Origin of the sequence: Halalkalibacter urbisdiaboli (assembly GCF_002156385.1) — a bacterium.
GTDB lineage: Bacteria > Bacillota > Bacilli > Bacillales > Bacillaceae_D > Halalkalibacter_A > Halalkalibacter_A urbisdiaboli.
In genome coordinates this window covers 1,182,581-1,195,660 of record NZ_MVJM01000001.1, presented here as the reverse complement: position 1 = coordinate 1,195,660, position 13,080 = coordinate 1,182,581, and the positions used below count along the sequence as shown (strand labels likewise).

General features: G+C 37.7%; 14 protein-coding genes. All 14 read left to right on the top strand.

The annotated features are described in order from the left end of the window. Positions 1–21 precede the first annotated feature (21 nt). The 14 genes from B1R93_RS05945 (at position 22) to B1R93_RS05885 (ending at position 12,844) form a co-directional block, all read left to right on the top strand. The gene (locus B1R93_RS05945; RefSeq protein ID WP_088103024.1) at positions 22–618 is read left to right on the top strand and encodes an MSMEG_1061 family FMN-dependent PPOX-type flavoprotein; all 597 of its coding nucleotides are present in this window, start codon (positions 22–24) and stop codon (positions 616–618) included. 176 nt (positions 619–794) lie between these two features. Then, entirely contained in the window at positions 795–1,868 is a 1,074-nt protein-coding gene (locus tag B1R93_RS05940; protein WP_088103023.1) for an iron-siderophore ABC transporter substrate-binding protein, read from the top strand. A gap of 1 nt (position 1,869) precedes the next feature. Next, entirely contained in the window at positions 1,870–2,904 is a 1,035-nt protein-coding gene (locus tag B1R93_RS05935; protein ID WP_207634121.1) for a FecCD family ABC transporter permease, read from the top strand. After that, complete coding sequence (locus tag B1R93_RS05930; RefSeq protein WP_088103022.1) at positions 2,901–3,929, top strand: FecCD family ABC transporter permease; 1,029 nt, start codon at positions 2,901–2,903, stop codon at positions 3,927–3,929. Before B1R93_RS05935 ends, B1R93_RS05930 begins: the two co-directional genes overlap by 4 nt. After that, positions 3,929–4,744, top strand: a complete 816-nt coding sequence (locus B1R93_RS05925; RefSeq protein WP_088103021.1) for an ABC transporter ATP-binding protein — start codon at positions 3,929–3,931, stop codon at positions 4,742–4,744. Before B1R93_RS05930 ends, B1R93_RS05925 begins: the two co-directional genes overlap by 1 nt. 318 nt (positions 4,745–5,062) lie before the next feature. Then, the gene (locus tag B1R93_RS05920; RefSeq protein WP_165763742.1) at positions 5,063–5,335 is read left to right on the top strand and encodes a helix-turn-helix domain-containing protein; all 273 of its coding nucleotides are present in this window, start codon (positions 5,063–5,065) and stop codon (positions 5,333–5,335) included. Between the two features lie 139 nt (positions 5,336–5,474). After that, on the top strand, positions 5,475–5,951 hold the full coding sequence (locus B1R93_RS05915) for a competence protein ComK (protein WP_088103019.1): 477 nt from the start codon (positions 5,475–5,477) through the stop codon (positions 5,949–5,951). A 63-nt stretch (positions 5,952–6,014) separates the two neighbouring features. Beyond that, positions 6,015–6,809 (top strand): DnaD domain-containing protein, encoded by a 795-nt coding sequence (locus B1R93_RS05910; protein WP_088103018.1) that lies wholly within the window; start codon positions 6,015–6,017, stop codon positions 6,807–6,809. Continuing rightward, positions 6,806–7,141 carry a replicative helicase loader/inhibitor gene (locus B1R93_RS05905; protein WP_088103017.1) on the top strand — a complete coding sequence of 112 codons (336 nt, stop codon included), beginning with the start codon at positions 6,806–6,808 and terminating at the stop codon, positions 7,139–7,141. Before B1R93_RS05910 ends, B1R93_RS05905 begins: the two co-directional genes overlap by 4 nt. Then, entirely contained in the window at positions 7,134–8,471 is a 1,338-nt protein-coding gene (gene dnaB, locus B1R93_RS05900; RefSeq protein WP_088103016.1) for a replicative DNA helicase, read from the top strand. Before B1R93_RS05905 ends, dnaB begins: the two co-directional genes overlap by 8 nt. Next, positions 8,450–8,596: a hypothetical protein gene (locus B1R93_RS22930; protein WP_165763741.1), complete on the top strand. Its 147-nt coding sequence runs from the start codon at positions 8,450–8,452 to the stop codon at positions 8,594–8,596. Before dnaB ends, B1R93_RS22930 begins: the two co-directional genes overlap by 22 nt. A gap of 191 nt (positions 8,597–8,787) precedes the next feature. Next, positions 8,788–10,230, top strand: a complete 1,443-nt coding sequence (locus B1R93_RS05895) for an NYN domain-containing protein (protein WP_088103015.1) — start codon at positions 8,788–8,790, stop codon at positions 10,228–10,230. 15 nt (positions 10,231–10,245) lie between these two features. After that, a complete protein-coding gene (locus B1R93_RS05890) occupies positions 10,246–12,135 on the top strand; it encodes a MotA/TolQ/ExbB proton channel family protein (protein WP_088103014.1) in 1,890 nt (629 codons plus the stop codon). Then, positions 12,119–12,844, top strand: coding sequence for an OmpA family protein (locus tag B1R93_RS05885; protein WP_165763740.1), 726 nt, complete (start codon positions 12,119–12,121; stop codon positions 12,842–12,844). Before B1R93_RS05890 ends, B1R93_RS05885 begins: the two co-directional genes overlap by 17 nt. Positions 12,845–13,080 lie beyond the last annotated feature (236 nt).

Sequence of the window (13,080 nt, the reverse complement as noted above, 5' to 3'; positions counted from 1 at the left end):
ACCTAGAAAAGAGTTGATTTAATGGAGAAAATAAATTTTTCTCGTAGTGCAATACAATCGGAGGAGGAACTTAGAGAAATTATTGGGAAGCCACATGAATTAGTAGTAAAGAAGAGTATTTCTTTTTTAGATGAGCATTGCCAAAAATTTATATCCATGTCACCACTTTTTTTTCTTGCCACAGCTAATGGAGAAGGAAAGTGTGATGTTTCGCCACGAGGTGATTTGCCAGGTGCTATTAGCATATTAAATAAACATCAATTAGTAATACCAGATCGTCCTGGAAATAGAAGGCTAGATTCAATTTTAAATATACTTTCTAACCCTAACACGGGTCTTGTATTTATAATTCCAGGGTTAGAAGAGGTACTACGTATTAATGGGCGTGCAGCGATTATTAAAGATAAAGAAATTTTAAATAAAATGAGTTTAAAAGGTAAAACACCATTACTAGGGATAGGTATAGATGTAGAGGAATGTTTTATTCATTGTCCTAGAGCAATAAAGGAATCGAATATCTGGAATTCTAAAACATGGCAAAAATCAGGGGCTCTCCCATCAATTTTGGAGATATTTAATGAGCATTTAAAAATAAATGGGGTTGAATTAAAGAACTAGTTTTTAATGAATAGTAAATGAAACAAAATGCAATAGCTATTATTTTGTAACCGAATTTATTAACTATTGCTCCGATCCTCACATAAATTTCTATTGACTAACAATATTTTAAAAAATATAATAAGTGATATTGATAATCATTTTCAAATTAACTTGTGATAAGGAAGGTCATACAAATGAAGGCAAAACAAAACAATTCATTATTAACATTAACAACACTACTAATTGCTATGCTTATGTTTGCACTGGTTGGTTGCTCAGGTCAGCAATCAAGTTCAGAACCAACAACGAGCGAGCCGACTAACACGGAAACAACTGAATCTGAAAAGGCAACAAATGAATATCCAATCGTGATCAAGCATGCATTTGGGGAAACAGTAATTGAAGAGAAGCCTGAACGCATTGCTACTATTTCATGGGCAAACCATGACGTTGTTCTTGCTCTTGATGTTGTGCCTGTAGGGTTCTCAGCTGCAAACTACGGAATTCAAGATGATAGCGGAATGTTACCTTGGACTGCAGAAAAATTAAAAGAACTAGGTGAAGACAATCCGAATATCTTCCAAGATACTGACGGTTTAGATTTTGAAGCAATTTCAGATACTAATCCAGATGTCATTCTTGCAGCATACTCAGGAATCACTCAAGAAGATTATGATACTTTAAGTCAAATTGCTCCAGTTGTGGCATTTGAAACTGGCCCTTGGGTAACTTCTTGGCGCGATCAAATTAAATTTAATTCCATGGGTATGGGGATGGAAGAAGAAGGTAAACAACTTATTGCGGATACAGAGAAATTAATTCAAGATAAAGCAAATGAACATTCTGAAATTAAAGGTAAAAAAGCTGCATTTGCTATGATTAATGCTACAGATTTATCTAAATTTTATGTTTACACACCTGCAGACCCGCGTGGGGAGTTCCTTGGTGAACTAGGAATGGAATACCCTGAAAGTCTTATGAGTCATATTGCTGATCCTAATAGTTTTTATATCGAATTGAGTGCTGAAAATGCAGATGCACTTAATGATGTTGAAGTTTTAATCTCATATGGAGATGAAAATACATTGGAGGCACTGCAAGCTGATCCAATTCTTGGGCAAGTTCCGGCAATCCAAAGAGGATCTGTTGCAATTATTGGAGATAACACTCCACTAGCAGCGGCTGGAAATCCAAACCCACTTTCAATTGAGTATACAATTGATGAATACTTAAATTTAATCTCAGAAGCAGCTAGTAAGTCAAAATAAAATGATTAACACATCCGTTTCAGAAAATAAGCAGTTACTTATGCCGAAGAATTTTATAAGAGTTCTGATACTCCTTATTATTTTACTCGGTATATGTGTATTGGCATCTCTTGCCTTTGGCTCTCGTACAATTGGATGGACTGAACTAATGACTGGTTTATTCAACCCGGATGTACAGTCCCACGAAGCAAATGTTGTTCGCCAAAGAATTGCTAGAACTGTATTTAGTTTGATGTGTGGTGCTGCATTAGGGGTTTCAGGGGCTCTTATGCAATCAGTTACTCGCAATCCTATTGCAGATCCTAGTATATTAGGAGTCAACACAGGGGCAGCTCTCTTTGTAGTTTTGGGGATTTCCTTTTTAAATATCAGTTCTCCAAGTCATTTTATATGGCTTGCACTAGTAGGAGCAATTATAACTGCCATTTTTGTGTTCGGAATTGGTTCTATGGGGAGTGGCGGTGCCACGCCCCTTAAACTTGTTTTAGCGGGGGCTGCTACAAGTGCAGCATTATCCTCGCTAGTAATCGCAATTATGATTCCCCGCACAAATGTTATGGATCAATTTAGATTTTGGCAAGTTGGCAGTGTTGGATCGGGAGACTGGAGCTCAATCTCTACGTTTATTCCTTTTCTTATTTTTGGAATACTAATAGCATTATTTACGGCTCCAGGGCTGAACGCATTAGCATTAGGTGATGAAGTTGCTCAAGGTCTAGGAGTACATACTGGAATGCTTAGACTTATTGCGGCTTTTGGCGGTGTTCTATTGTGTGCTGCAGCTACAGCTCTAGCTGGTCCTATTGGCTTTATTGGGTTATTAGCTACTCACGTAATACGACTCATTATTGGACCTGATTTACGCTATGTTATCCCTATGTCAGCTCTTTCCGGTGCCATTATTTTAACTATATCAGACATAAGCGGCAGGATTATTGGGAGTCCTAGTGAGCTGGAAGTTGGTATAGTTACAGCATTTATTGGGGCTCCTATTTTAATCTTACTAACTATGAAAGCGAAAATGCGTGCATTATGATGAATGAAACTATGAATCTTATTATAGAAGGTAGAAAAAAGAGACGTCGTCGTTTTATACTTGTGACTGCTTTACTTGCAATCATCGCCTTAGCACTTTGCTGGACTATGCTTATGTTAGGTAACACTATTTATTCAGTTCAGGATGTAGTACGTGTCCTACTAGGTGAGGATGTAAAAGGTGCATCATTTGCAGTGGGCACGATACGTTTTCCGAGAATGATTGCAGGTGTTTTTGCAGGATTTGCCTTCGGAGTTGGTGGATATATATTTCAGACCATGTTGCGAAATCCTTTAGCAAACCCAAATGTCATTGGAATAACAGCTGGGTCAAGTGCAGCCGCTGTTTTTTGTATCATTGTACTAAATGCAAGTAATATGGTTGTTTCTATTACTTCTGTTATTGGTGGACTTGCTACAGTGGTAGTTATCTTTCTACTATCAAAAGGAACTTCATTTTCTATTGGTAGATTAATATTAATAGGAATTGGAATTCAAGCAATGCTAAACGCTGTCATTTCCTATTTATTACTTATTAGTAAGCACCACGATCTTCCTACTGCAATGAGATGGCTAAGTGGCAGTCTAAATGTTAGAATGGAGAATCTTTATACTCTAATCATTATAGTTCTTATCTTCGCACCTATTATCATCGCACTCGGGAAACGATTAGATATGTTAGAACTTGGTGAGCAAGCAGCAACTTCACTTGGAGTTGATACTAATAAAACAAGACTTATACTTGTTATCAGTTCTGTACTTATCATTGCATTAGCTACTGCGGCAACAGGACCAATCGCATTTGTCGCATTTCTTGCTGGACCTATCGCAAAAAGACTAGTTGGTGTTGGGTTTTCAAATATTATTCCAGCCGGTCTTGTTGGGATCATTTTAGTTTTAGCATCTGATCTTATTGGACAATTTGCATTTACTGCTAGATACCCTGTAGGTGTAATCACAGGGATTCTAGGTGCGCCTTACTTGATCTACTTGCTAATCCGAATCAATCGAAAGGGAGATTTATAATGAAACCAACACATATTTTTCAATCTGAAGGAATCACAGCTGGATACGATAATCAAACAATTCTACACGATGTTAGTATTTCAATTCCGAGCAATAAAATAAGCATTATTATTGGAGCTAACGGATGTGGTAAATCTACATTACTTAAGACGATGGCTAAGCTTATTAAACCTACTTCTGGGCAAGTGACCTTAGATGGAAAACCAATCAATAAAATTCCACCAAAACAATTGGCTCGTGTGTTAGGCCTTTTGCCTCAATCACCTATTGTTCCTGAGGGAATAACAGTTGCAGATTTAGTAGGACGAGGAAGATACCCACACCAAACGTTTCTAAAAGGTTGGACAAAAAAGGATTATGTAGCTGTTGCTGATGCAATGGAAATTATGAATATCACTGAATTTGCCGATCGAAATATTGATGAGCTTTCAGGGGGTCAAAGACAGCGTGTATGGATTGCAATGGCACTGGCGCAACAAACAGATATATTGTTTCTTGATGAACCAACAACTTATTTAGATATCACCTATCAAGTCGAAATTCTTGACCTGTTAACAGATCTTAACCGAAAGCGTGGAACAACAATTGTAATGGTTCTTCATGATATCAATTTGTCAGCACGTTATGCAGATCATATCTTTGCTCTTCATAAAGGAAAGCTTGTCACAGAGGGCGAACCATCAAAGGTTATTACAAATAAATTGATTAAGGATATTTTTGGTCTCCATTGTACGGTAATTCAAGACCCCGTTTCGGGCTCTCCTTCTGTGGTACCAATTGGACGACATCATAATAAATTGAGAATGTACTCTTAAATAAAGACAAATAACCCTACGAAACAATTTTTCTCATAGGTTTTGGAGCTCCCCTCGTTGGTGGAGCTTTTTGCGATCTAAACGGGCTTAAAGGCAAAATTTCGCCTTTACTTATGATACGGTGCCACCATTTCTTACGGAGGGATCAAGATGTGGTTCTCTTAAAAAGAAGCACAAGAACCGTCCCTATGATTCTCTAAGATTGCACCCGAAAAAAAATTTAAAAACAATTGTAAATAATACCCAAAATACGGCGTATAAGCCGTGGTGTCCCTTTTTGATCAGATAGATAATGTCTGTAAAAAAGGGGCTTTCACCTTGGATTTCGAAGAATCAATCACCAAACAAATCGGCAAAACCATTCGAGCTAGGCGTAAATCCAAGGGATATACCATTGAGGACTTAGCTTATCACTCTGAAGTGAACGATAGTACAATTGAACGAATCGAGCGTGGCAAAGCAACAGCGAAGATTCCGACGTTGTTCAAGATTGCGGCGGGATTAAACCTGAAATCTCCGTATGAATTACTTGTTGATGCTGATAAGAACATCTATCCAAAACTAAAAGAAGAACTAAAAAAAGACGATTAATTAAACGTTTATTTAAACCCACCATCTTTATCTCTCTTCCCGTACCTCTACTAATTAAGTAGACTACTATTACCTGTCAGATTTCCCTTCTTCTTTTTCCTACCCCTCATATCCATTAATCCCTAGGAGTTGATTTTCATTGATTGAAACGATTCTCTCTCACTATGAAATCACGAAGGACACGATGGCTTTGATACCAGCGAGGCAGATTCACTATTGCACGGTAGCGATAGAACCCCTGCAGCAGCATCATGTGAACCAACTAACCCTCACAATGATTAAGGAAGCTTGCCTCCCCGGCGGTTCCACTTACGATGGTAGAAGGTTAGCGGTCATCTCGCAAACGGGTGCACAGAACAAGGTTCCGATTCCAATTAACCCGATGGAACTCATCTATGCCTTTCCAACCTCATCCCCTTCAAACCCCGACTGTATTTGGATCTTCTACACACATGTCAAAACCATCAAACCACACCCGAAACAACCAACTTCTTCGCTTGTTGTATTTAAAAATTACCATGAAATCGAAGTCCCAGTTAGTCTTCAAGTGTTACAGAGGCAAATGCAGCGAACGAGTTACTGTATGGTCAGGTTTTCAAGGTGGGAAGGCGAATAAGTTTTTCCTGATTTATTGGCGTATAGAAAAATTAAATATATCCATATACAAGGAGGATGTAGTGTGGCTAAATTTCGTATGATCCAAACGGGGTTCTGGAAAGACCCGAAAGTGATGGAGGAGATGACGCCGGAGGATAAGTTCTTTTTCATGTATCTTCTCACCAATCCGCAGGTGACTCAAATTGGCATCTACCGAATCACGAAGAAACAAGTGGCATTTGAGACGGGCTTCTCGATTGAAACGGTGCAGCTGTTATTTGATCGCTTCTTGCACCAGTATGAACTCATTCGTTACAACGACGAAACAAGGGAGCTTGCGATCAAGAACTGGGGCAAACACAATCTCGCGCGTGGAGGCAAACCAATGCTTGACTGTATTCAAAAGGAATTAGAGGATGTGAAGGATCGCTCTCTTATTGACTATGTTGGACAAGCAGTGACCAATCCATCGATTCGGGAGCTTTACACGACCTTCACCGCCGAAAACGACGATACGGCGACGTTACGTGGCCAAAAAGAAGAAGAAAAACAAGAAAAAGAACAAAAACAAGAACTATACGCCACCGTATTCAGATTCTACGAAGACAACATCGGTGTCCTAAATCCGTTTATCGCAGAGTCTATTGCCCTCTGGTTAGAAGAGTTAAGCCCTGAAGTTGTGATGCTAGCGATAAAAAAAGCGTTGATGAAGCAAAAGCGCTGGGATTACGCAGAAGGAATCCTTAAAAAATGGGTTAACCAAAACCTAACAACACCCCAACTTATCGAAGCAAATGGAAAACACTTCCAACAGCGCCAACCTCAAACGACCTCAACTGATTTACTCGAACGAGTGAAAAGAGGTGACTTCTCATGACAAATGAGGAAGCAGCCGAAGTTCTCCTAACGATCCGCGATGTGTACCCATCCTACGAAATCACCGAACGAAAAATGAAAATCTTCGTCCCGGCCTTACTGAACATGGACTTTTCTGGCGTGATGAAACGTTTAAACGAATACATTATGACTAATCCATGGCCCCCAACGATTTCCGACATTGCCTCCTATCCAATTCAAGAAAACGAGATTTTGAGAAAAACAAAAGAATACGAAAAAATGGCCTCCGAGGATCCACCAACGAAAGAGCAAATCCAAGAGCTTCAAGCTCGCTTCCAACAGCTTGTTTTAACGGAGAGCGAAGATGAGTGAGCAACCGACCATTGCTGAACAAGCCGTCATTGGAGCGATCCTCATTGATCCAGAACTCATTAAGGAATGCAGTCTTCAGGAAGAACATTTCTATGAAAGTCAGCATAAAATCATCTTTCAAGCGATGCTCACATTAGAACAAAACGATACCCCACCCGATTTGGTTGCGGTTGTCACCGTTTTAAGCGAGTCACTCGAACAAATCGGGGGAGTGGCGTACCTATCTGATCTGATGAATGCCGTCGCCACAACAAGCAACTTCAAATACTACGAAGAACTAACCCTCGAGCATTTCAGAAAACGGGCGGCGATAAAATTAACCGAGCAATTTTACAACGAAGCAAATGATGAAACAATCTCTAGCCTCATTACCGATCTGCAACAGCTACAAGAACTGACGATGAAAAAACAACACCGCACGAAAAATGAAATCCTAATCGACGTCGTCAACACGATGCACGACCCAACAGACGAAATGCTCGGAAGACCGAGTGGCATCATGGATCTCGATAAAATGACCGGAGGCTGGCAAAAACAAGACCTCATCATTATAGCCGCAAGACCATCCGTCGGAAAAACAGCATTCGCCCTCCATATGGGCGCCGTCAACTGCCGCAAAGGAGGAGTCACGATTTTCTTTTCCCTCGAAATGGCAGACAAACAACTAGCGATACGATTGATTTCAGCAGAAGGAAAAATCGACGGCATGAAATGGAAAAACCCGACCCGCTTATTTTCCGCAGCCGATTATCGCCAAGCCGTCAATGCAATCGGAGCCATCGAAAAGTGGGACGTTGAAATCATCGACAACCCGAGCATAAAAGTCACGGAGATCCGCTCCAAATTAGGTGAAATGAAACGCCGATACCCGAACCGCGATCTCCTTGTTATCATCGATTACCTCCAGCTCATCCAGTCCCCAAACAAACGAGGAGAAAACCGCCAACAAGAAGTATCCGACATCTCACGCTCATTAAAAGCCATCGCCAGAGAACTAGACGTTCCCATCATCGCCCTTTCCCAGCTATCAAGAAAGGTCGAGACCCGCCAAGTAAAAAGACCAATGATGTCCGACATACGAGAGTCCGGCAGTATCGAGCAGGACGCCGATATTATCGCATTTCTATACCGAGACGATTACTACGACAACGAAACCGAACAGCAAAACAAAATAGAAATTATCGTAGCCAAGCAACGAAACGGACCCGTTGGCACGGTGGAGGCTTTATTTGAGAAGGAGTATGGGAGGTTTTTGAATCTAGCAAAAAGCAGAGCTAATGAAGAAAAAAATGAAATGGAGGATGGAGAATGGGAGAGATTCGGGAATTAAGAATAGCGTATGAATTGTCATTGTTGAAAAAGCAGATTTTGGAGATTAGGTGGGAGAATGAGCGATTAGTGAGGGAGAATGAGTTGTTGAAGCAGCAGGTGAGGGTTTTGAGGGGGAGGAGGTAGGAAGGTTTTTAATAGCTTCTCATCTTCCTGGTGTAGTAGTGACGGCAGCTGTCATTTTTTCTAATAAGTATTCTATAGGTTAGAAAAATCAAAAATTCGACAAAAACTACCTTTTTTCTTTGGGTGATTGTAGTATATTTTTACTAACGATAAAGGACTACTTCAATTGACAGTAGTCAGAAAGGTGCGTTATGTCACATTCTAAGTTAGAAAGTACCATTAGTATTCTCCCGTCGTTCCTTGACAGTGAACATCGGTTTTCTTCTTTATCTTCCTTATTATTCTATACATATCGCTCCCATTGTATTACGTATGAGAAATGTAGTGGAGATACAAATATTATTCAGGAGCCAATTTATTCATTTGAACAGTTGAATGTGTTAATTAAGCATTATGAACAAGGTGGAAGAGTTATTCCAGAGTCTAGTTTAATTAGTTTGTCAGATTATCAACATTTACATTTCTCAGACGTTCATGATGTCTATCAATCCTATACGAAGCAACTTAAATTTCTGCAAAGTGTAAAGAGTAATGAATTTCTTGACCTTTCTTTTTATCAAAGTTCAGCATTAGTAACTCATATAGATTCGCTTAATGACCGACTAAAGGAAGCAAGGAGACATCAATTTAATGATATTCCAATTTATATAATACCGGAAAAGGAAATTTCATCAGATTTCAATCATATTGAACAAATGGTGAGCAATCCTAGATGGATCCTGCAATTAATTTCGTTTTTTGCCTCCTTAACCAAGAATCAAATTACTGTTTCGGTGGAGGACATTAGTTTTGATTCGTTTCTATATAATCCAAATGGGATGATTGCTGCTTTTATTAGTTATGATTTGCTAAAAATTCGCCCTAATATGTCTCTAGAAAAAATCACTGATACGAACTTGCGTGGCTTTGCTAAACTAATTTGGTCTTTTTTTGATTATAGTGCCAGAATGCTTCCTGATAATACAGTAATGCCAAAGCATGATAGTTTGCTTTATAAGCTATTACAGCGAATGAAGTCCGAGACAGACTTCGAATTTAATAGTTTTCAAGAAGTTGCAAATTTTATCAAAAACCCGGACTTAACTTCGAAACCGAGACGTTTTGGCGTGTTTTTAGATGTTGCAAATATTTACACAGGGTTACACAACTTAAAAATTGATTATCATTCACTTGTTCTCTCTGTTTTTGGATTAGAGGCTAAGGGGCGTATTAAAGAAGAAAATAAACATGCCGTTTTATTTTATCCGGTTTATGAAGATGAAGAGAAAACTAATGATGTATATCATTCTCAGAAGCAGTTAAAAGAAACGTTAGAAAACGAATTTAGTTTTAGAGTACATGAAACAAATAATGGTACACCTAAAGCTAAAAGAATTGTTAATGGAAAAGAGTCAGATGTGGATGACGAGGCATTAATAAAAAAGATGGAGGAAAGGTTTGAATATTTAGATCATATTCTGTTGCTCTCAGGAGATGCACACTTTTATGAAATCCTAATGAAGTATAAACAAACAGAAGGGAAAACAGTTTCAATCATTTCAATACATGAAGACGATACTTCAAATCGGATTCGGACTGATTTTAAAGATGAACATAAATTTATAACGGAGTATGCAGATTGTATCATTATTTAAGGAAGGAAGATCAGCTTGGAATTTTTGTTATCAAACTTAGTTATTTTCATCACAATTACCCTATTATGTACGATCGTCACGATAGCGGTAATACAGAACCAGAAAATTTATTCCTTTATAAGAAAACAAAATAACGCCATTGATAGTTCCCATGCTAGTTCTGAATTATTGCGAGATATTGAGAAAAAATTTAATGATAAAAGTAAAAAAACAGAAAATAAAATAAATATTCAGTCGTTTATTGAAGAATATATGACTGAATTTAAAATGCCACAGAATAAAACGACGATTGTTCAAAAATTAAAGTTAATTCAGATGACAGTCTCACTCTCAATTTTGGTTGGGGTATTGGGTACGTTTATCGGGTTAGTTATTGCTTTAAGTGGAATTAATTCTGAGCAAATGGGAGAATCGATTACGAATGTTTTAGATGGCGTACATACAGCTTTCTATACGAGTATTGCTGGGATACTATGTTCAATCATTATCAATTTATGGACAAAAATGAAAAACTCGGAACAGCAATTGATTCAAGTGATGTTAAGAGTAGAAAATTATTTAAATTTAAAAGAAAGTCGAACCCTTGATCACAAATTAGTAGACGCAATGGGAGATGTAAAAGCAGCAATTCAAGAGATGAATCAATCGTTTGTGGATATTCAAACGTTTTCCATAAGTTTTGAGAAAGCAACTAAAAACATGAATGAATTTAATGGTGTGTTTTCTGATAACACTCAAAAACTTCAAAACGTTTTTGGAAATATGGAGCTGTTCACAGAAAGTTATAACAACCATATGGACCAATTAAATGTGAACTTCGAAAAAGTATTATCATTTTTTGAAAAACAAGAAGAGATCCAGTCGTATTCAGTTGATCTTATGCAGCAAACATCAAAACACATGGGACAATACATGAGTGAGCAAACAAACATTCAAGCGGAAAATCGAGAAGCAATTACAAGTGCAAATGAATCGATGAGCAAGATAGGTCAGGAAATTGAACAATACTTTTCGGTTCAGTCAGAAAAACAACATGATGCCTTTGAAGCGATGTCTAGCTTTTATGAAGATAGTTTAAAACGACAAAGTGAACTAGTAGAATCACAACGAAAAATAGAAATGAAGAATTCAGCATTAATTGAAAATGTAGAACAAGCAACCAATACGATGAAAGATATTTTAGAAAATAGTTCGTTTGAACATTTGGGCCGATTAACTAAAATCTTCACAGAAAACATGCAAGAAATCCACGAACAAACCAAACAAATGATGAACTATTTTCAAAACGTGGATGCATTACAAAAACAATATCAAGATTACTACTTACAAGTGGTTCAACATATTGAAGCACAAACGACCAATCAAAAACAACATCAAGCTGAATTTAGTGAGTATTTGTCGCAAATCCTTTCACAAAACAAGGAAGTACAAGGAACCTTTACTGAAACAGTTGATCTCTTTAAGTCTTTTGACAATAACAATACCGAAGTCGTAAATGAAATGAAGAAACTTATCCTCCATACTGAAAATATCGTTACAGATGGAACGGAACTGTTTAAAAAACAATCTGAAGAACTGCAACAGTCATTAAAGCAATTCTCTGACCTTTCAACGAAAGAATTGAAACGCCTTCTAGAACAATTAGATGATAGTTTAGGTAAAGGTGTGAAGGATAGTATTAATCAATTTAAGACTTATGTGGATGTCACCAATAAAATCATCAAAGAACAATTATCATCAATGATCAATCTCTATGATTCACATTTAGGTACAAATGATTTGTCAATAAGATCTCTAGATAAGACGATGGTAGATTTAAACAAAAGCATCAATGGATTAAATGAACACCTAATCAACCAAAAGAACAATACAATACAGGATGAGCGTTATGAATCAAAAGTATAAACGTCTTTTAGATAACCGTTCAGATGATAATGACTTTTGGCCGTCTTTTACAGACGTCCTTTCAACGATTCTTTTAGTTGTATTACTTTTTCTAATGGCTATTATTATAAGCCGGGAGGATGTATTAGCGGAAAAGGAACGAAAAATTGATGAACAGGAAGAAATCATCAACTATTTTGTCGGAATTCATTCGGATATTATCGAGGATCTCGAAGCTGAATTTTCACAAACTGAATTAAAAATTGAAATTGATAAAGAGACAGGAGCTATTAAGTTTCAAAATGACTTGTTATTTGAAACGGGTAAGGAACAAATCAGGCAAGTCTTTAAAAATGATTTGGCCGTCTTTATCCCGGCATATTTTTCAATTTTATATGGTAAGTACTCAGACCATATTGCTGAGGTTGTCGTAGAAGGCCATACCGACGATGTAGGCACGTTTATGAACAATTTAGAATTATCACAGCGACGCGCATTCAGTGTTGTTCAATATATTTTGAGTGATGAGTTTGGGGATTTTCCTCATAAAGAGCTTGTTAAAGATAATATAACCGCAAACGGTCGCTCAAAAAGCCAGTTGAAATATCTTGAAGATGGAAAAACAGTAGATAGAGAGAATTCACGCAGAGTAGAATTTAAATTTCGATTGAAAAATGCAGAGAATATTGAGGAAGTAATAAGAGAGTTAAATACAAGTACAAATCAATGAGATTTGTAGTATGTAACAGCAAGAGACTCCTTTTTACCGACCGTAGATTTTTCTGGTAACAGATGGTCGACCGACAGATATGCAAATTGGTGATCATAAATGGAAAAAAGTAAAAGAACAACTCAAATTTGGAGAAGACAAAGGAGATTTCCTCTTTTTTGCTGTTGGAATTGAGGATGCCAACATGTTTCTTCATCTTTTCGTCCACGGGGAGGTATTTCAATTTTTAAGTCTGA

Coding starts and splice junctions, on each gene's coding strand:
- B1R93_RS05905 (WP_088103017.1), top strand. CDS start 6,806: ATGACAAATGAGGAAGCAGCCGAAGTTCTCCTAACGATCCGCGATGTG.
- B1R93_RS05930 (WP_088103022.1), top strand. CDS start 2,901: ATGATGAATGAAACTATGAATCTTATTATAGAAGGTAGAAAAAAGAGA.
- B1R93_RS05885 (WP_165763740.1), top strand. CDS start 12,119: ATGAATCAAAAGTATAAACGTCTTTTAGATAACCGTTCAGATGATAAT.
- B1R93_RS05945 (WP_088103024.1), top strand. CDS start 22: ATGGAGAAAATAAATTTTTCTCGTAGTGCAATACAATCGGAGGAGGAA.
- B1R93_RS05940 (WP_088103023.1), top strand. CDS start 795: ATGAAGGCAAAACAAAACAATTCATTATTAACATTAACAACACTACTA.
- B1R93_RS05935 (WP_207634121.1), top strand. CDS start 1,870: ATGATTAACACATCCGTTTCAGAAAATAAGCAGTTACTTATGCCGAAG.
- B1R93_RS05925 (WP_088103021.1), top strand. CDS start 3,929: ATGAAACCAACACATATTTTTCAATCTGAAGGAATCACAGCTGGATAC.
- B1R93_RS22930 (WP_165763741.1), top strand. CDS start 8,450: ATGGGAGAGATTCGGGAATTAAGAATAGCGTATGAATTGTCATTGTTG.
- dnaB (WP_088103016.1), top strand. CDS start 7,134: ATGAGTGAGCAACCGACCATTGCTGAACAAGCCGTCATTGGAGCGATC.
- B1R93_RS05895 (WP_088103015.1), top strand. CDS start 8,788: ATGTCACATTCTAAGTTAGAAAGTACCATTAGTATTCTCCCGTCGTTC.